The organism is Streptomyces sp. bgisy130, assembly GCF_057708345.1.
Genome location: NZ_JBYISA010000010.1, coordinates 104,277 through 123,366, shown reverse-complemented (window position 1 = coordinate 123,366; position 19,090 = coordinate 104,277). Strand labels below are relative to the sequence as shown.

General features: G+C 72.6%; 13 protein-coding genes. 9 read left to right on the top strand and 4 right to left on the bottom strand.

The window, feature by feature from the left end; translation table 11 throughout:
• Nucleotides 1-4 precede the first annotated feature (4 nt).
• Nucleotides 5-826: a class I SAM-dependent methyltransferase gene (locus AC3EUV_RS16195; RefSeq protein ID WP_432143221.1), complete on the bottom strand. Its 822-nt coding sequence runs from the start codon at nt 824-826 to the stop codon at nt 5-7.
• Between the two features lie 376 nt (nt 827-1,202).
• Here AC3EUV_RS16195 and rpsA point away from each other — a divergent pair, with 376 nt between their 5' ends.
• The 5 genes from rpsA to AC3EUV_RS16170 all read left to right on the top strand — a co-directional run bounded on the left by rpsA (nt 1,203) and on the right by AC3EUV_RS16170 (nt 6,598).
• Nucleotides 1,203-2,723 carry a 30S ribosomal protein S1 gene (gene rpsA / locus AC3EUV_RS16190; RefSeq protein ID WP_129296945.1) on the top strand — a complete coding sequence of 507 codons (1,521 nt, stop codon included), beginning with the start codon at nt 1,203-1,205 and terminating at the stop codon, nt 2,721-2,723.
• Nucleotides 2,724-3,353: 630 nt separating this feature from the next.
• Entirely contained in the window at nt 3,354-4,307 is a 954-nt protein-coding gene (locus AC3EUV_RS16185) for a PAC2 family protein (RefSeq protein WP_432143222.1), read from the top strand.
• Nucleotides 4,308-4,619: 312 nt separating this feature from the next.
• The gene (gene coaE, locus AC3EUV_RS16180) at nt 4,620-5,210 is read left to right on the top strand and encodes a dephospho-CoA kinase (protein WP_432143223.1); all 591 of its coding nucleotides are present in this window, start codon (nt 4,620-4,622) and stop codon (nt 5,208-5,210) included.
• Nucleotides 5,211-5,374: 164 nt separating this feature from the next.
• The gene (locus tag AC3EUV_RS16175; protein WP_432143237.1) at nt 5,375-5,695 is read left to right on the top strand and encodes a cupin domain-containing protein; all 321 of its coding nucleotides are present in this window, start codon (nt 5,375-5,377) and stop codon (nt 5,693-5,695) included.
• Nucleotides 5,696-6,178: 483 nt separating this feature from the next.
• On the top strand, nt 6,179-6,598 hold the full coding sequence (locus tag AC3EUV_RS16170; protein WP_432143224.1) for a tetratricopeptide repeat protein: 420 nt from the start codon (nt 6,179-6,181) through the stop codon (nt 6,596-6,598).
• Nucleotides 6,599-6,775: 177 nt separating this feature from the next.
• Here AC3EUV_RS16170 and AC3EUV_RS16165 read toward each other — a convergent pair whose 3' ends face one another.
• Nucleotides 6,776-7,090 (bottom strand): DUF6343 family protein, encoded by a 315-nt coding sequence (locus AC3EUV_RS16165; protein WP_432143225.1) that lies wholly within the window; start codon nt 7,088-7,090, stop codon nt 6,776-6,778.
• A gap of 46 nt (nt 7,091-7,136) precedes the next feature.
• Nucleotides 7,137-8,681, bottom strand: a complete 1,545-nt coding sequence (locus tag AC3EUV_RS16160; protein ID WP_432143226.1) for a UvrD-helicase domain-containing protein — start codon at nt 8,679-8,681, stop codon at nt 7,137-7,139.
• Between the two features lie 501 nt (nt 8,682-9,182).
• Between AC3EUV_RS16160 and AC3EUV_RS16155 the strand changes: the two genes are divergently transcribed.
• From AC3EUV_RS16155 to AC3EUV_RS16145, 3 genes are read left to right on the top strand one after another with little or no spacing between them, the layout of a single operon-like run.
• Nucleotides 9,183-12,125, top strand: coding sequence for a DEAD/DEAH box helicase (locus tag AC3EUV_RS16155; RefSeq protein WP_432143227.1), 2,943 nt, complete (start codon nt 9,183-9,185; stop codon nt 12,123-12,125).
• Complete coding sequence (locus tag AC3EUV_RS16150) at nt 12,122-13,567, top strand: SWIM zinc finger family protein (RefSeq protein WP_435603199.1); 1,446 nt, start codon at nt 12,122-12,124, stop codon at nt 13,565-13,567. The genes AC3EUV_RS16155 and AC3EUV_RS16150 overlap by 4 nt, the downstream gene beginning before the upstream one ends.
• Nucleotides 13,564-15,546, top strand: a complete 1,983-nt coding sequence (locus AC3EUV_RS16145; protein ID WP_435603198.1) for a helicase-associated domain-containing protein — start codon at nt 13,564-13,566, stop codon at nt 15,544-15,546. The genes AC3EUV_RS16150 and AC3EUV_RS16145 overlap by 4 nt, the downstream gene beginning before the upstream one ends.
• Before the next feature lie 239 nt (nt 15,547-15,785).
• Here the strand turns inward: AC3EUV_RS16145 and AC3EUV_RS16140 are convergent, their stop codons facing one another.
• Nucleotides 15,786-17,405, bottom strand: a complete 1,620-nt coding sequence (locus tag AC3EUV_RS16140) for an FAD-dependent oxidoreductase (RefSeq protein WP_435603197.1) — start codon at nt 17,403-17,405, stop codon at nt 15,786-15,788.
• A gap of 738 nt (nt 17,406-18,143) precedes the next feature.
• Here AC3EUV_RS16140 and AC3EUV_RS16135 point away from each other — a divergent pair.
• Nucleotides 18,144-19,088: a quinone oxidoreductase family protein gene (locus tag AC3EUV_RS16135; RefSeq protein WP_432145396.1), complete on the top strand. Its 945-nt coding sequence runs from the start codon at nt 18,144-18,146 to the stop codon at nt 19,086-19,088.
• Nucleotides 19,089-19,090 lie beyond the last annotated feature (2 nt).

The window sequence follows — 19,090 nt, the reverse complement described above, 5'->3', positions numbered from 1 at the left end:
AGCCCTAAGAATCCGCCGTGCACACGAAGATCGCCGTCCCCGGGATCAGATGCCCGCGCAGCGGGGACCAGCCGCCCCACTCCTGGGTGTTCCACTCGGGCCATTCCGGTTCCACGAGATCCTCCAGCCGGAACCCGGCGGCCACCACGTCCCGTACCCGGTCACCCAGCGTCCGGTGGTGCTCGACATATACGGCCCGGCCGGCCTCGTCCTGTTCCACATACGGCGTGCGGTCGAAATAGGACGCCCCCACCGACAGCCCCTCGGGCCCCGGCTCATCGGGGAACGCCCACCGGATCGGGTGGGAGACGGAGAAGACGAACCGGCCCCCCGGCCGCAGCACCCTGCGCACCTCCCGCAGCACCCGCACCGGATCGGCGACAAACGGCAGCGCCCCGTAGGCGGAGCAGGCGAGATCGAAACTGTGGTCGCGGAACGGCAGCGCCCCGGCGTCCGCCTCCACCAGCCCGATGGCGTCGTCCGCCGCGCCGTCCGCGATCCGCAGCGCGTGCTGGAGTTGCCGGTGGGAGAGGTCCAGCGCCACCGGGAGCGCGCCCTGCGCCGCCAGCCAGCGGGAGCACTGCGCCGCGCCGGCCCCGATCTCCAGGATCCGCCGCCCCTTCAGCTCGGCGGCAGGACCCAGCAGCGCGGCCTCCGCCTCGTCCAGCCCCTCGGGCCCCCAGATGAACCGGTCGTCCCCGAGGAAGGCACCGTGCTCGCTCTGGTACTCGTCCGCGTTGCGGTCCCACCACCCACGGCTGGCCCGGCTGCTTTCGGTGTCCGAGGCGTCACGGCGGGTCGCCTCGGGCTCGTGGTCTTGGTTCATCGCGCCTGTCGTCGTAGTCTTTGCACTGCTTGTCGCTACAGGGACTGTGAGGCCGTTCGACCTCGCGGAACATCGCGTGTGCCGGTTATGGGGTTTTCCGCCCCCGGTGTGCGCGTTCGCGCATTGACCGGGTCCGGCTGCCCCCGTATGCTACAAGTTGCGCTGCGGGCTTGCGCGCCTCAGACGGAGCAGGCCGCGCTCGCATCTGTATGTATGTCCCCTCGGTTTGAGGCGATTCGGGTCGTTCCAGATGCTTTGCATTTGTGAGCTCCCCCAAGATTCGCCCTTCACACTGTCCGGCTTATGCAGAGGCGATACGGGCTCTCGGCGTAGCAGTACCTACGACTTCAATGTCCGTACCGGAGCCCTTTCCCACATGACGAGCAGCACCGAGACCACCGCCACCACCCCGCAGGTTGCGGTCAACGACATCGGTAACGAGGAAGCTTTCCTCGCCGCGATCGACGAGACGATCAAGTACTTCAACGACGGCGACATCGTCGACGGCGTCATCGTGAAGGTCGACCGGGACGAGGTCCTGCTCGACATCGGTTACAAGACCGAAGGCGTCATCCCGAGCCGCGAGCTCTCGATCAAGCACGACGTCGACCCCAACGAGGTCGTTGCCGTCGGTGACGAGATCGAGGCCCTGGTCCTCCAGAAGGAGGACAAGGAAGGCCGCCTGATCCTCTCGAAGAAGCGTGCCCAGTACGAGCGCGCCTGGGGCACCATCGAGAAGATCAAGGAAGAGGACGGGATCGTCACCGGTACCGTCATCGAGGTCGTCAAGGGTGGTCTCATCCTCGACATCGGCCTCCGTGGCTTCCTTCCGGCCTCCCTGGTCGAGATGCGCCGCGTCCGCGACCTTCAGCCCTACGTGGGCAAGGAGCTCGAGGCCAAGATCATCGAGCTGGACAAGAACCGCAACAACGTGGTCCTGTCCCGCCGTGCCTGGCTGGAGCAGACCCAGAGCGAGGTCCGCCAGACCTTCCTCACCACCCTCCAGAAGGGTCAGGTGCGCTCCGGCGTCGTCTCCTCCATCGTCAACTTCGGTGCCTTCGTGGACCTGGGTGGCGTCGACGGTCTCGTCCACGTCTCCGAGCTGTCCTGGAAGCACATCGACCACCCGTCCGAGGTTGTCGAGGTCGGCCAGGAGGTCACGGTCGAGGTCCTGGACGTCGACATGGACCGCGAGCGCGTCTCCCTGTCGCTCAAGGCGACCCAGGAAGACCCGTGGCAGCAGTTCGCCCGGACCCACCAGATCGGTCAGGTCGTCCCGGGTAAGGTCACCAAGCTCGTTCCCTTCGGTGCGTTCGTGCGCGTCGACGAGGGCATCGAGGGCCTGGTCCACATCTCCGAGCTGGCCGAGCGCCACGTCGAGATCCCGGAGCAGGTTGTCCAGGTCAACGACGAGATCTTCGTCAAGGTCATCGACATCGACCTCGAGCGCCGCCGCATCAGCCTCTCGCTGAAGCAGGCCAACGAGTCCTTCGGTGCCGACCCGTCGGCGGTCGAGTTCGACCCGACCCTGTACGGCATGGCCGCGTCCTACGACGACCAGGGCAACTACATCTACCCCGAGGGCTTCGACCCCGAGACCAACGACTGGCTCGAGGGCTACGAGACCCAGCGCGAGGCGTGGGAGAACCAGTACGCCGAGGCGCAGCAGCGCTTCGAGCAGCACCAGGCTCAGGTCATCAAGTCCCGCGAGGCCGACGAGCAGGCTGCGGCCGAGGGTGCTGCGGCGCCGGCGGCGCAGGGTGGCGGCCAGACCGGCGGCGGCAACGCCGGTGGCGGCGGCTCCTACTCCTCGGAGTCGGCGGACAACTCCGGCGCCCTGGCGTCGGACGAGGCCCTCGCCGCGCTCCGCGAGAAGCTGGCCGGCGGCCAGAGCTGAGCTCTTGCCGGTAGGCACTAGCCGATAGACGAAGGCCCGTTCCCCTTGGGGGGAGCGGGCCTTTGTCGTGTTGGGGGGTGGGGTGGTGGTTGGGGCGGGCCGGGGCGTGTGTGGGGGCGGGGGCCGGGGGTGTGCAGCAGTTGGGGGTGGGGATGGGGCTGTCTGCGGGGGCGGTGAGAACCGGACGGAACGTGGGGGCTGGGGGTGGCTGGGTCTGGGAGCGGGGAGGGAGGGGGAACTTGCCGCCTTTGTGGGGGAGTTGACGGTTCTCAGGGGGAGGGGGCTGGGGCAGGGCGAGGGGGCTTGCGTTGGAGGTGGAGGCGTGGGGATGCCCAGTGGGCGTGCGGCGTCCGTGGGCCCGGGAGCGTGGCAGGCCGGGAGCCCGGCGGGCAGGTGGGGGCCGGGGTGGGGCTGTGTGGGGTCGCGTAGGGCTGTGTGGGGCTGCGTGGGCCGGAAACAGCCGGTTTCGGAGGGGCGGGGCGGGGGTGGTGTGTGGCACCGGTGTGTGGGGGGACTGGCTCTGATGTGGGGCCGGGCGGTGCGCACGGTGGGCCGGGTCATCTCCGTTACCGGGAATGCCTGCGCCGGGTCGTGCGTTGCCGCTCATGAGAACGAGGAGGAGCGGTCACTGTGTTGGATCCCCAGGGTTTGTACGAATGGGAGCCGAGCGGGCTCGCGGAGGTGGAGGCGCTTGCCTCCAGGGACTCCGCCGGACTGGTGCTGCTGTACCACTTCGACGGGTACATCGACGCCGGTGAGACCGGCGACCAGATCGTGGAGCGGCTGCTGGACGGCCTGCCGAACGAGCTCGTCGCCCGCTTCGACCACGACCGCCTCGTCGACTACCGCGCCCGCCGGCCCCTGCTCACCTTCGAGCGCAGCCGCTGGACCGCCTACGAGACCCCGAGCATCGAGCTGAGGCTCGTACGGGACACCACCGACGCGCCGTTCCTGCTGCTGTCCGGCCCCGAACCGGACGTCGAGTGGGAGCGCTTCGCGAGCGCCGTGAAGGAGATCGTGGAGCGGCTCGGCGTGCGCCTCTCGGTGAACTTCCACGGCATCCCCATGGGCGTCCCGCACACCCGCCCCGTGGGCCTCACCCCGCACGGCAACCGCACCGACCTGATGCCGGGCCACGGCGGCTTCTTCGACGAGGCACAGGTGCCCGGCAGCGCGGAGGCGCTGATCGAATTCCGGCTGGCGGAAGCGGGACACGATGTCCTGGGAGTGGCGGCGCACGTACCGCACTACATCGCCCGCTCCGCCTACCCGGACGCCGCACTGACCGCTCTGGAGGCGGTGACGGCGGCGACCGGCCTGGTACTGCCGGGCGCCGCCCATTCGCTGCGCACGGAGGCGCTGCGGACGCAGGAGGAGATCGAGCGGCAGATCTCGGAGGGCGACGAGGAACTGGTCGCACTGGTCAGCGGGCTGGAGCATCAGTACGACGCGGTGGCCGGCGCGGAGAGCCGCGGGAGCCTGGTCGCCGAGCCGGCAGAACTGCCATCGGCCGACGAGATCGGCCGCGAATTCGAACGCTTCCTGGCGGAGCGCGAGGGCGATGGCGGGGCGGGCGGGGTCTGATGCTGGGGGGTGCTTGAACCGGCCGGTGCTTGAGCTGGCTGGTGGCTGTATTTGCGGGAGCCTGTTGTGGCTCGGTGTTTGAGTCGGCCGGTGCTGGAATCGGTGGGTGCTGAAACCGGCCGGTGCCTGCATGGGCCGGAGTTCCTGCCGTCCGGCGCCTGCATCGGTGGGTGCCGGAGCCGGCCCGTGGGTGCATCGGCGGGAGGCTCCTGTCGTTCCGTGCCTGAAACGGCCGAGGCCCGCGCCGGTCGGCACCTGAAGCAGTGCAGTGGGAGTCTCCTGCCGTCCGGGCGCAGCGTATAGCGTGGGCCCATGGTGAAGGTGGGGCTGACCGGCGGAATCGGCGCGGGCAAGAGTGAGGTTTCGCGACTGCTGGCGTCGTACGGCGCGGTGATCGTGGACGCGGACAAGATCGCACGCGAGGTCGTCGAGCCGGGCACGCCCGGACTGGCGGCGGTGGTCGAGGAGTTCGGGGCCGACATCCTCGCGCCGGACGGCACACTGGACCGGCCGAAGCTGGGCAGCATCGTGTTCTCCGACCCCGGCAAGCTCAAGGCGCTGAACGCGATCGTGCACCCGCTGGTCGGGGCACGCTCGGCCGAACTCGAAGCCTCGGCGGGCCCGGACGCGGTGGTGGTGCACGACGTGCCGCTGCTGACGGAGAACGGGCTGGCCCCGCTGTACGACCTGGTGGTGGTCGTCGACGCCGCACCCCAGACCCAGCTGGACCGCTTGGTACGGCGGCGCGGCATGGCGGAGGACGAGGCGAAGTCCCGGATGGCGGCCCAGGCGACCCGCGAACAGCGGCTGGCGGTCGCGGATCTGGTCATCGACAACGACGGACCGCTGGAGGCGCTGGAACCGCAGGTCCGCGCAGTATGGGAGCGCCTGCGGACCGCCTGAGGCCGGACGATACCCTCGCCGCCATGACTGCTGCTTCCGGCGTTGACGCCAAGACCCCTGACAACGAGCCCGACCTCGCCGCGGAGCCCGGCTCCGGCACCGCCGCCGAGTCCCCCACCGCCGGGGACGCGGCGCCGGCATCGTTCGTGGTCAACATCCCCGGCATCGCGGACGACGATCTTGAGCCCGATCCCCTGGACCCTTCCCAAATCGTCTCCGGTGAGCCGGTGGTCACGGGCAAGGTGCTGTGGGAGGCCCCCGACGGCCGGCAGATCCGGGGAATCTGGCAGATCACTCCGGGCGTGGTGACGGACACCGAGGCCAATGAGCTGTTCGTGGTCGTCAGCGGGCGCGCCACCATCGAGGTCGAGGGCGGCCAGGTGCTGGAGGTCGGCCCCGGTGACGCCTGCGTCCTGCGTGAGGGCGACCGCACCCGGTGGACCGTGCACGAGACCCTGCGCAAGGCGTACCACATCAGCTTGTAGCCGTTGCGGGTTGCGGGTTGCGGGTGGGGGACGGGCTACGGGCGCCTGGCGGGGGAGGTAAGAGGCGGGAGGGGTGAGGGGGAGACAGGGTATGGAGGTGACGTGGCTCTGGGGCCCTCCCTCCCCTCCCCTCCCGCCCTCCGCCGCCTCCGCCTACGTTTCCTCCCGCTCCTCTGCTCTGCCTCCGCGGCTGGTGCCGCCTACGTTGCGGCCGGCACCTCCGCTCCTTGCCCTTCTGCCTCCTCTCGTGTCACCCCGCGGTCTGTTTCCGGAACCTCCCAGGCTGGGGACGGGGATGGATCACCGCCCCACGCCGTCCCCCCTCCCGACACATGGTGCGAGCCTCATGCGGGGGCGCAGGTAGGGCCGGTTGAGGCCGGGCCGGCGGGGGAATGCCCGGACCGATGGGATTGTTGTGCCGCAGGCAACGCCGTACGGTCCGCAGGTAAGGGACGTCCCGACGGCGACCGAGAGGAGCAGGCCGTGCCCGAGAGCAGCCCCGAGACGCATGTCATCGGCTTCCGCGCCGCGGAGCAGCTGTTGGCGGCCCGCGACCCGCGCGGGGCGATCCGGCTGCTGGACTCGGTCATCACCGCGCACCCCGAGAACACCGCGGCCCGCCTGCTGCGCGCCCGTGCCTTCTTTCTCGCCGCTCAACTGCGTCCTGCGGAACTCGAGTTCCAGATCGTTCTGGAGCGCGAACCGGACAATGCCTTCGCGCACTTCGCGCTCGGCCGCACCTTGGAGCGCGCCGACCGCTCCGAGGAGGCGCTGCGGCACTTCCGACTGGCGGCGGCTCTCGACCCGCGCCCGGACTACATCGAAGCCGCCCGCTTCGCACACGACACCGGTGACGGCGACGGCGAACGCGATCCTGGTTTCCCCAACGGCGATCAGGAGTAGTCACGCGGGGCCCTCCTGCGTTCGCGTCAATGTCCCTCCCGTCCCACCCCGTGCCCGACACTCGGTAGGCGGTAGGCGGTAGGCGGTAGGCGGTAGGCGACACGGGGCACTGGCAATGCTGCCCGCAGCTCGTACGGCATCGTCTCCGTACAGGAGACCGGGCACTTGGCGCAGCCCCTACGGCCTGGTGTCCCGTCTCCGGCCTCGGCCGTTGCGTATGCCGAACGCGTCGTTCCGGCCTCGGTCAGGGGCGTAGGGCGGTATGTCCTTGCCCGGCTGGTAGTGCGGTCCCTGGCGGATGTGGCGGATCACCATCGTCAGGTCCGCGGCCGCCACCATCGCCAGTGCGGCACACGCGGCGGCCCATTCCGGCCTGCCGGCATTGACGAAGGCCACGGCTCCGGCGATCGTCCACAGCAACCCCCACAGCGCCAGTCCGCAGCGGATTTTCAGCGGGCTGCGTGCGTGAAGGGGCTCATCTCCTGTACGCATCGGAACCCATCTCCCACCTCCAGGATCCTCCCGGTCGACGAGCCAGTCACCTGTCCCTGGGACCTCTTTCCCTACTTTTCACCCTTTGCTCCTCGGCTCTGTCGATGGTGGGGCGCGGGTCGCCGGCGGGGTGGCTGTTGATCCACGAGAGGCCACCGATGTCGAGCAGTGAGCGGGCGCGGGTCACGGCGACGTAGGCCAAGCGCGCCTCGTCGACGTCGATCGGGCCGGGGAGCGGGGTGCCGTCGTCGTCGCGTTCGTCGAGATCTTCGGGGCCGGTGAAATCGTCCGCGATGCGCACGCGTGCCCACTCCCGGCCCTTGGCCCGATGGGCCGTGGACACCGTCACCTCGGCGGAGCCCTCAGGGGAGAGCCGGTCCAGGGCGCACAGCAGGGCCTCGGTGCCGTGCTCGTCGACCAGCTCCACCAGGGGCAGCAGGTCCCGTCCGGCCGGGTCGTACTCCGCGTACTCGCGTAGTTCGCCCCAGGTCTCGAAGAGCATCAGCTCGGGGTGGGCCGTGCGGCGCCCGGATTCGAGGTCGTGGGCGGCGCGGGCAAGGGCGCTGGGTGCCTCGCCGCCGCCGACCAGCGCGACCCGGCGGCCCGCGTCCAGCTGTCGTATCACCTCCACCATGGCTCCCGCATTGGTCCGGCACAGGACCGCGTCCGGCGCATGGGCCGTGCCCAACTCCGTCTCCAGACCGGGTGAACCTGTGAGCCGGATCGGTGCGCCGATGATCGTGAGCCAGCGGTTGGCCTCCGCGGCGAGCGGTGGGCCGAAGCGGAACGAGCGGGAGAGGCTGAGCTGTCTGCCGTCGAATCCGGTCATCACGTCGCGTGCGCCGCGCCAGCCGTAGATGGCCTGGGCGGAGTCCCCGACCAGCACCAGCTGAGCGTGGTCGCGCTGGGCCGTGAAGAGCTGCTCGACCACGGGGTTGGTGTCCTGTGCCTCGTCAAGGAGCAGGAAGTCCGCCGGAATGACGGGATCGCGCAGCGCCCACATCTTGAGGTAGTGGTCGTGCTCGAAGCGGACCACGCCGTGATCGGGGTGCTGGAGATCGGCCCAGGCCTTGCGCGCGTAGGGGAGAGTGAGCTCGGCGAGCCGTGCCCGCAGCAGCTCGGCCTCGGCTCCGCGCAGGGGCGGGACATGGTGGGGTGCGAGCTCCTTGTCGGCCGACTGGCAGAAGCGGGTGACGGTGCGCAGGACCGTGTGGGAGAGCGCCTTGTTGGTGGCCTTGCGCGCTCCGAGGCGCACGGACATCTCCTCGTCGATGCCCAGGGCCGCGCCCGTGCGCCATCCCGCTTGCCGTGGGGCTTTCATCCGCGCCTGGTAGTCCCTGCCCACGGCGGTGTAGGCGAGGGCATGGGCGGTCCCGCAGGTCACTCCGGCGGGGAAGGCCCGGACGGCGTGGCGCGCGACAGCTTTGTTGAAGGCGATGTACCGGCCCCGCCGGCCCTGCCGCCGGGCGGTACGGGCCAGCAGGGCGAGGGAGGTTGTCTTTCCGGTCCCGGCGCCCGCCTGGATCACGAGGTGTGCGCCGGTCGGGAAGGCCTCCGTTGCGGCGGCTTGTTCGCGCGTCGGGGTGTGCATGAGAGCTCCTCACCGATATCGATTAGCTGATCACTGAGAGTGATGACGTCACTCACCGTAGCGGATTTCGAGGTGCGGGCAAGGAGATTTTCGTGGGCTGTGGATAACTCTGGTCGGTGCAAAGAAAGCGCAGGTGGGGGGCGTTGTCAGTGCTGTCTGCTTCCATCGTGGTCAGGCAGCGGCGGTCGGACGATCGTCGGCGGGCAGGGGCGGCACGGCGGCCCTCGGCCGGCCGCGGGCGGCAGGCGTGTGCTCGATGTCTCCGCCATGGCGCCGGGCGCGTGCCGCGGCGGGGCGGAGCTGAGGGCGGGGGTGACCGGTATTCCTCGCCCGCCGCTGTCCGAGGCCGGTGCAGACGTGGGAGAGGGGGCGGGAGACGCTGTGGGTACGACCGTAGACTCGCAGGTCGGGGGCGCAGGAGCAGGGCGGGCGCGGCAGGCTCGGAGGGTGCCGCGACCGGGGCGGAACGACCAGGCGATCGACCAGGCAGCAGGGGATGGAATGGCGAGGCGGTGGGAGACGGCAGCGGGGGAGCCCCGGTCGCCGGACGGCTTGCCCGCCGCCCTGTCCGAGGGCAATGGGCAGGGCAGCGGAATCGCCGATGCAGCCTTGGCCGGCTGTGCCGCGGTCTTTCTGCCCGCCCAGCCGCCGCGTGCCGGGAAGATCGCTTTCTGGCGTCCTGACGGCGGGCCGCTCCCGGATCTCGCGGCCCGGGGAAGCGACGAAGGGGCGGGGGACGGGCATGGAGCCGCCGAGCAGGGGACGCTGACCGTTGCCCGCCGTCACGGGAACGGCGCCCGCAGCCGTACGGTCCCCGCCGTCCTGCTCCCGGCGGCCGAGGCCGTCCCCCTGCTGGTCCGTGCCCGGCACGATCCGACGGCCCATCCGGCCGCCGCCTGCTGGGGCGCGGCCACCCTGCATGCGCTGCATCTCGCCGCGCGTGGCCGCATACTGCCCGGACTGACCCTCGAGGACACCGACGCCTGGCGCGCCGGCCCGCTCGACGCCGAGGACATCGCGCACCTCCGGGCCATCGCCGCCGCCATGCCCGCCGAGGCCCATGCCGTGCCGATCCCCGGCAGCCGTCCTCTTCAGGTGACCGATCCCGCGGTCCTGGTACGGCTCTATGTGGACGCGGTCGTCGATGCGCTGCCCCGCACGCCCGCCGCCGCACTGGTGGCCGCTGCCCCGTTCGCCGCGCGCGCGCCCCAACATCTCCCCGGTGCACGGGAATGGGCCGCCGAGGTGGCGGCCGGTATCGACGCCGGTGTGCGGCTCTCCCTGCGTCTCGACCTCGCCCCGCACAAGCTCTTCGACCGGGCGGAGGAGAGCGCGGCGGGCGGCACCGAAGAGCGCAGTGCGGCCGCCGCCGTCCTCCAGGTGCACAGCCTCACCGACCCCACCCTGGTCGCCGACGCCCGGGACCTGTGGGAAGGCGAAGGCCCCGACCACTTCGGGCCGCGTTCCCGGGTGGACACCCTCCTCGCGCTGCGCCGCGCCGCCCGCATCTGGGCCCCGCTCACCCGCCTCCTGGAGCGGCCGGTTCCCGACGTACTGCCGCTCGGCGAGGACGAGTTGGGCGACCTGCTGGGGGAAGCCGCGCCACGCCTGGGCGCCGCGGGAGTCACCGTCCACTGGCCCAGGGAGATCGCCCGCGGGCTGACCGCCGCGGCGGTGCTGCGCCCGGCGCCGGGCTCGGCCGCGGACGGCTTCGGCTTCTTCGACACCAGTGAACTGCTGCAATTCCGCTGGCAACTGGCGATGGACGGAGTGCCGCTGACCGAGGCGGAGATGGACGCCCTCGCCGAGGCGCACCGCCCCGTCGTCCGGCTGCGTGACCAGTGGGTCCTGGTGGACCCCGGGCTTGTCCGCAAGGCCCGTAAGCGCGAACTGGGCTATCTGGAGCCGGTCGACGCCCTCGCCGCGACGCTCCACGGCACCGCCGAGGTGGACGGCGAAGAGGTCGAGGTGGTCCCCCAGGGCGCCCTCGCCGCCCTGCGCGGACGCCTCACCAGCGAGGCCCGCCCCCTGCCCCAGCCGCCCGGACTGCGGGCCACCCTCCGCGACTACCAACTACGGGGCATGGCCTGGCTCGACACCATGACCTCCCTCGGTCTCGGTGGCTGCCTCGCCGACGACATGGGCCTGGGCAAGACCCTCACCGTCATCGCGCTCCATCGGCACCGGCGCCCGAGCGCACCGGTCCTCGTGGTCTGCCCGGCCTCCCTGCTGGGCAACTGGCAGCGCGAGATCGAGCGCTTCGCCCCCGGCACGCCCGTACGCCGCTTCCACGGCGCCGGCCGCAGCCTCGACGGCCTCGACGGCGGCTTCGTGCTGACGACCTACGGGACGATGCGCAGCAGCGCCACCCAACTGGCCAGGAGGTCATGGGCCTGGGTCGTCGCCGATGAGGCCCAGCACGTGAAGAACGCGCGCTCCTCGACGGCCAAGGCGCTGCGCAGCATCAAGGCCCCCGCCCGGATCGCCCTGACCGGCACGCCCGTGGAGAACAACCTCTCCGAGCTGTGGGCCCTCCTCGACTGGACGATCCCCGGGCTCCTCGGGTCCCTCAAGACGTTCCGCGCACTGCACGCCCGGGAGGTCGAGGGCGGCGAGGATCCGGCGGCGGCCGAGCGGCTGGCCAGGCTGGTGCGCCCGTTCATCCTGCGCCGTAAGAAGTCCGACCCGGGGATCGTGCCCGAACTGCCGCCCAAGACCGAGACGGACCACCCGGTGGCACTGGGGCGCGAACAGGCCGCGCTCTATCAGGCCGTCGTCCGCGAGACCCTCACCCGGATCGAGACCGCCGAAGGCATCGCCCGCCGTGGCCTGGTCATGAAGCTGCTCACCGCCCTCAAACAGATCTGCAACCACCCCGCGCAGTACCTGAAGGAAGCCGCGCCCGGTCTCGCCGCCCGCTCCGGGAAGCTCGAACTCCTCGACGAACTCCTGGACACCATCCTCGCCGAGGGCGGCGCCACCTTGATCTTCACCCAGTACGTGGGCATGGCGCGGCTGCTCGAAGGGCACCTGGCCACCCGCGGCATCCCGGCGCAACTCCTGCACGGCGGCACCCCCGTCGCCGAACGGGAGAAGATGGTCGACCGCTTCCAGTCCGGGCACGCACCGGTCTTCCTGCTGTCCCTGAAGGCGGCGGGCACCGGCCTGAATCTGACCCGCGCCGGACATGTGATCCACTACGACCGCTGGTGGAATCCGGCGGTGGAGGAGCAGGCCACCGACCGCGCCTACCGCATCGGCCAGACCCAGCCCGTCCAGGTCCACCGGCTGATCGCCGAGGGCACCGTCGAGGACAACATCGCCCAACTCCTCACCGCCAAACGGGCACTCGCCGACTCGGTGCTCTCGGGTGGCGAGACCGCGCTCACCGAGCTCTCCGATGCCGAACTGGCCGACCTCGTCTCCCTCAGGAGGCCCGGATGAACCCTCGCCGCACCTCCGGGCGCGCCGCCGCCGCGGACCGGCAGGCCCGCGCGGACCGCTCGCGTACCTTCCCGCCCCTGCCGGTCCGGCCCGGTGCCCGGGGGCTGTTCGCCGAATCCTGGTGGGGCAGCGCCTGGCTGGACGCACTGGAGACCACCGCGCTCGACAGCGCCCGGCTCGCCCGTGGCCGCACGTACGCCCGCGACGGCCATGTCGACACCATCAACGTCACCCCGGGCCGCATCGTCGCCACCGTACGCGGCAGCAAGCCCCGGCCCTACAGCGCCGATATCCGCCTCCGGACCCTCAGCGACCAGGAGTGGGACCGCCTCCTGGATGCCATCGCCGCCGAGCCCGACCAACTGACCGCCCTGCTGGCCAAGAAGCTGCCCCGGGCGCTGGCCGACGGTGAGACCCCGCTCCTGCCCGGGCCGGGCGACCTCGTCCCCCGATGCTCGTGCCCCGACCACGGCAGGCCCTGTAAGCACGCCGCCGCACTCTGCTTCCAGGTGGCCCGCCTCCTGGACGCCGACCCGTTCGTGCTGCTGCTGATGCGCGGCCGCGGTGAACGCGAACTCCTCGACGAGCTGTCCCGCCGCAACGCCGCCCGCACCGCCCACGAAGCCCGCGCCCACACCGTCGCCTCCACCTCGCCGCCCCCACACGGCCAAGGGCCCGAAGGCCGTCCGGCGACGCCAACTGCCATTCCGGGAACGTCCGTTGAGGTGGCCTCCGGAGAGCGTGCGGCACCGGAGACGTCCGCTTCTCACGGCGTCCTGGCCAGAGTGGCGCTCGCCGACCGTCCCCGGCCGCCGCTCCCGCCACCGCTGCCGGCGCCCCCACAGCCCGGCCGCCCGCCGGCCCTGCCGGACGGCGACGGCCTGCCCTTCGACCCCGCCGCCCTCGAATTCCTGGCCGCCGACGCCGCCGCCCGCGCCCACGCCTGCGTGACCGCCGCCGCGCCCCCGGGCCCCGGCTCCGGACGCCCGGCCGTCCACAGCCCGTTCCCGTCACTGCCTCCATGGGAGGACGCCATCCGCCTGACGGCCACCGCCCACCCCACCGCCGGCCTGACCGCCACCACCCGGGCCCTCTACCGTGACCTCGCCGCCGCGACCGGCCGTACGCCCACGGATGTGGCCCGCTCCGTCGCCGCCTGGCGGCAGGGCGGACCCGAGGGTCTCGCCCTCCTCGACACCACCTGGAACCCTCCGGCCGGCGACTTCGACCGGGCCCGCAGCGCCCTCCTCGCCGCGGACCTCCCGTCCCTGCGCCCGCGCCACAACCACCTCACCGACCCGGACCGCGGCATCCAGCTCCGCTTCGGCCACGACCACCGCTGGTATCCGTACGAATCCGAGCCCGGCACCGAGGACTGGTGGCCCACCGGCCCGGCCGACCCCGACCCCGTGGGCGCCCTCACCGCCCTGCTCGCGCGATGACTAACCTCGACGCCGTGGAAGGTCTCGACGCACTCACCCGGTCCCTCGCCCGGCGCACCCCCGAACAGCTCGCCGCACTCCTCACCCGCCATGCCGAGCCGCTCGCCCGCCGGCCCGCCCCCACCGAACTACGCGGCCTGGCGGGCGCCTTGTGGTCCTACGAAACCCTCCACCACCTGGTGCTGCACCTCGATCACCTCCGGCTCCAGGTGCTCACTGCCACCGCCCGCATCAGCCAGGAGCGCGCCCGGAGTGCCGCCCCCGGCCCCGCGGCCCCCGCCCCGGGCGCCGACTACCAGTCCCTGATGGCGCACCGGCTGTCCTTCGCCCACCTGGCCACCGAACCCGTCCCGCCCGAAGACGTCTTCGCCGCCCTCGGCGCCACCCCGCCCGGCCGCGCCAGCACCGCCGCCGAAGCCGCCCTGCACGCCCTCTACGACGACGGACTCGCCGCGCCCACCGAGGACGGCGCGATCGTCGTCCCGCCGCGCACCCCGCAACTACTTGCCGCCCACGCCCCCGGCCCGCTCCTCGCCGACGCCCCGCCGCCCACCCCGGACGACCCCGCCGGCCCCGCGACGCCCGCCGCATCCGTCCCGCCGACCTCGCCGTACGACGAATCCCGGGCCGCCGCGGCAACCCTCGCCGCCACCCTGGACCGCCTGCTGGCCTCCCTGGCGACGCAGCCCGCCGCGCTGCGCAAGTCGGGCGGGCTGGCCGTACGGGAGATCAAACGGCTGGCCAAGGCGGCCGGCGCCACCGAACCGCACACCCGCCTCCTCCTCGACCTGGCGCTCGCCGCCGACCTGATCGCGCTGACCCGTACCCCGTCCGGCATCACCGCGCTCCCCACCGGCGCCTACGACGACTGGCTCGGCCGACCGCCCGGCGCCCGTCTCGCCCCCGTCCTGGCCGCCTGGTCAGGGCTGTGGGACATCCCCACCCACACCCCGTTCGGCGAGACCCCGACCGCGCTGGTCCGCGGCCACGACCGGCACGCGCCTGCCCTCCGGCACGCCCTCCTCGCCGCGCTGGCCGCCGTCCCCCACGGCGCGGGAGTTCCCCTCCCGCCACTGCCGTTCACCGAAGCCCCGGAGCCGGAGGCCGGCTGCGACACCCCCTGGAACGATCTCCTCCGGGCAGCGGACTGGCACCGCCCGCTCGCCGTCACCCACCAGCCGATGGCCGGGGAACGCGCCGCCCACACCCTCCACGAAGCCGCCTACCTGGGCCTGGTCGCCCACGGCACCCTCACCCCGCTCGGCCGCGCGCTGCTCACCGACCCCCGGTCGCTGGACCGGCCACTCGCTGATCTGCTGCCGCCGCTCCTCGAACAGGCCCATTTCCAGGCCGATCTGACCGCTGTCGTGCCCGGCCGCCCCGCCGCCGGGCTCGCCGCCCTGCTCACCTCCGCGGCCGACCGCGAATCCGAGGACCACGCCGTGACCTGGCGCTTCACGCCCGCCTCCGTACGCCGCGCGCTGGACAGCGGCCATACCGCCGAAACCCTCCTGGCGGACCTGACCCGCGCCTCGGCGACCGGCACCCTGCCACAGCCCCTCGACTACCTCATCCAGAACACCGCCCGCGCCCATGGCCGGATGCGCGTCCTGCCCGCCGCCTGCTGTATCCGCTCGGACGACGAGGCCCTCGTCAAGGAACTCGCCGCCCACCGCGCGCTGCACGACCTCGGGCTGCGCGCCATCGCCCCGACCGTCCTGGTCAGCGCCCGGCCGCCGGCCGCCACCCTGGACGTGCTGCGCGCCGCCGGCTACGCCCCGACCCTGGAATCCGACACCGGCACGACGACTGTCGAGCGCCTCCCCACCCACCGTGCCACGGCACCCACTCCCACCCGTGACCACCGGGCGCCACTCGCCCTCGCCCACCGCCTCCTGGGAGTCCCGGCACCACGCCAAGAGGCCACAAAGCCCGGCGGGGATGGACCCGTTGGCGGAGGGGCACGCCTCCGGCCGTGACGAGAGCAGCGGTTCCGGTGAGCTTCCTCGGCGACCGTCGCGCGCCCCCGGGAGCCGACCCGCGCCCGATGCGTCCGTGCCATCAAGGGCGAGGGCGGCCCCCGGATGGACGGGTGGTGCCCACGATCATGCCGTCAGCCGTCAGCCGTCAGCCGTCAGCCGTCAGCCGTCAGCCGTCAGCCGTCAGCTGTCAGCCGTCAGCTGTCAGCCGTCAGCCGTCAGCCGTCAGCCGTCAGCCGTCAGCCGTCGGTCGGTTTCCGTCGAGTGGCCCAGTTGATCCGGCGCAGCGCCGTCGGCCCGAAGCTGAGCGGGCGGGGGAGGCGTCTGGGGGAGTCGGGTGTGGAGCCGGGCGAACGGGGCGGGACCGGGGGTTGTCCCGGAGCGGGCGGCGCGGCCGAGAGCGCGGCGGCCGGCCGCGCCGAGAGGGTCGGAGCGGCACCGGCCGTCGGAGGGTGCGGACCGGCGGCGGACGGGCTTCCGGGCGCTGCTGTGAGGGGTGCCGGGACCGGCTCGGACGACGTCTGCCGGGCCGGTGCGCTGCCGGCCGTGGGCCGGGTCCGTGCCGTGCCCCGGAGCAGACCGAGCGCGGCGGTGGGGCGCAGGAGCGGGGCCACGGGGGCGGCGGGCGCGAGGACGTCGAGGTAGCCGCGGCGGACGGCCCGGCCGGTCGTGGGCGAGTGGCGCAGGTCGCCGGTGGCCACGGACCACGGTTCCTGGGCGAGGCGTCCGATGGTCCGCTGCATCTTCCGGGCCAGGGACGGCTCGTCCATGCCGTGCCGTCGCAGTGCCCCGCGCAGCGCGGCGGCACCGTGGGCGGCGAGGGAGAGGCCCTGCCCACAGTCGTGGGCGAGCGAGACCACGGCGCCGCCCAGGGCGATGAACCCCGTCGGCCAGGACGGCAGTTGCTCAAAGCGCCGCCGCCGGTCCGAGGTGTCGCGGGTGAGCCGTACCTCGCTCAGCGGCTCGGCGTCGGCGATGAGGTCGGCGATGGCGGGATGGCCCGTGCGGCGGGCGAACGGCACGAAGCGGCCCGCGTGTTCGGAGGGCCGGTCGTCCCCGGTGCCGGTGAGCGTGACCAGCCAGCGTCCGCCTTCGATCGGGACCAGCGTCGCCGTCTTCCCGGGAATCGGGCGGCGGTGCCGTGCGCCGGGGCCGGTCAGCGCCGAACGGGCGGTGAGCACCGGGCAGTTCTCCGCGCCCTCGGTGGCGCGGAAGATCCGGGTCGCCGAGACGATCCCGGAGTCCGCCACGTCCTCCTGAGCGGCCGGCAGCCCCAGCGCGGTCAGCCACTCCGGGGAGGCGGAGTGCCGGCCCGTGGCGTCGACGACGAGGTCGGCGTCCAGCAGGTATCCGGCGCCGCTGGTGGTGTCCCGGACGCGCACCCCGGTGATGTGTTCGGCGGTACCGGTCAGTTCGGTCGCTTCGGTTCCGTCGAGGACGGTCACTCCCGGGAGGGCCGGCACCTGCCGGCGGATGACCCGGTCGAGCAGGTCGCGGGAGCAGGCGAGCAGATACCGCGAGCGCGTACGGCGGCCCGGCCGGCCCTTCGGGGAGCGGCCGGCGAAGTCCGCCGGTAACGGCATCCGGAGGGCGCCCTCCGGATGCCAGCGCGCGGCACTTCCGGGCAGCACGGCATCGATCAGCCGGACACCGTCCGCCGTCAACAACTGCGCGTGCCGGGCCTGCGGCAGGTCCGTGGGGCGGGCGGGGGTCCGCGGCAGCCGCTCCCGTTCGACGACGATGACATCGGCGTGTCCGGACAGGGCCGCGGCCGCGAGCATGCCCGTGAAGCCGCCGCCGAGCACCACGGCGAGGTAAGGGTGGGTGAACTCCAGACCGTTGCTGCTCGACGCGTTCATGGGCAGTCCCTTTCTCGGCAGCGGCGCGCCGTTCCCCGGCGGGAGCGGGACACGTCCAGGAAGGGCGGTGCCGCATACGGTCGGGAACGTCGGCGGGCGGCGGCGATGACGGCGTCGGTGGCGGCCGCGAAGGAAGTCGTGAAGGTTGCCGCCCACGAGGACGGCAAGGATGCGGAGGCGGTCCGCAGAAGGCGCAGCGCTGCCGGTGGGAGCGGCTGTGCGCGTTGTGGGTCCCGGCAGACCGACGCGAACGCCGGCCTGCCGCCCCCCGATTTCCCCATCATGATTCCCCCTCAGGCCGTGCCCGCCCCGCCGTGCGCACAGCCACGTCCTCCTCCGCCACCCGCCCGGATCACCGGGTGCGGTGGGCGGGCACAACTGCCTCGCGGAGCGTGCTCCGCCCCGGGGGACGCGGCCGTCACATGTGGTCGACGGCGGACACATTTCGGGATCGTAGGCGGCGGCGATCACATCCGACAGCTGGGTTTGAGCGAGAGACACGAGGCAGCCACCCCCGGGATACCCATGGGTAGATGCGCAGCAAAACGGCGCAATGGGCGGAAACCGCCGTGTCGTTTTCTCGCGACGCGAGAAAGCGGGCGGGAAATTCTCGTGGGAACAGGGGCGGGGCCGTCCGGAGCCCCGCATGGTTGGCGCGAAATGATCGGGTGACCGCGGGCAGTTGGCCGCCGTGCCTACCCTGTGCGGGCACCGCACTGGAGAACCCGAGGGAGAGTCGTGCGCGCGATTGTGATGCGAGAATTCGGCGGCCCGGACGTGCTGCGCCTCGAGGACGTGCCCGAGCCCGCGCCGCGCGGCGGCCACGCGCTGGTCGACGTGACCCTGGCCGGCATCAACTACGCGGATGTGCACGCCCGGGGCGACTCCTACCTCGCGCCCGTCGAGCTGCCGTACGTACCCGGCAACGAGGTCGTGGGGACGGTCGACGGCGGACGGCGCGTCGTCGGGCTGTGCCGCGGCGGCGGATACGCGGAGCGGACGCTGCTGCACCGGCGCGTCACCTGGGACGTCCCCGACGCCATCAGCGACGAACAGGCCGTCGCACTGGCGCTCCAGGGCAACAGCGCCTGGCATCTGCTGTTCACCTCGCTGCGCCTCACCGAGGGCGAGACCGTGGTCGTGCCCGCCGCGGCGGGCGGCGTCGGTTCGCTGGCCGTCCAGCTCGCCGCGCGCGCCGGCGCCAAGGTCATCGGTCTCGCCGGCTCCCCGGAAAAGCGCAAACTGGCTACGGAATTGGGCGCCCACGCGGTGGTCGACTCGACCGCCGAGGATCTGACGGAGCGCATCCTGGACGCGGCCGGCGGTCCCGTGGCGGCGGCGCTGGAGATGACCGGTGGCGTCACCTTCGAGCGGACCCTCGCCGCCGTCGCGCCGCGCGGCCGGCTCGCGGTGTACGGCTTCGCGGGCGGCGAGCTGGCGAGCGTGCCCACCCGGGAGCTGATGGAGCGCAGCCTCACCGTTTCCGGCTTCTGGCTGCCACAGCTCTACGCGGACCGTACGGCGCTGCCGACGTCGATGCGGGCCCTGTTCGACGCGGTCGCCGAAGGCACCCTCACACCGCTGACCGGCGCCGTCTACGGGCTCGGGGAGGCGGCGCGGGCGCACCACGAGCTGGCCGCCCGCACCCCGACCGGGAAGCTGGCGCTCGACGTCACCCGGTAATA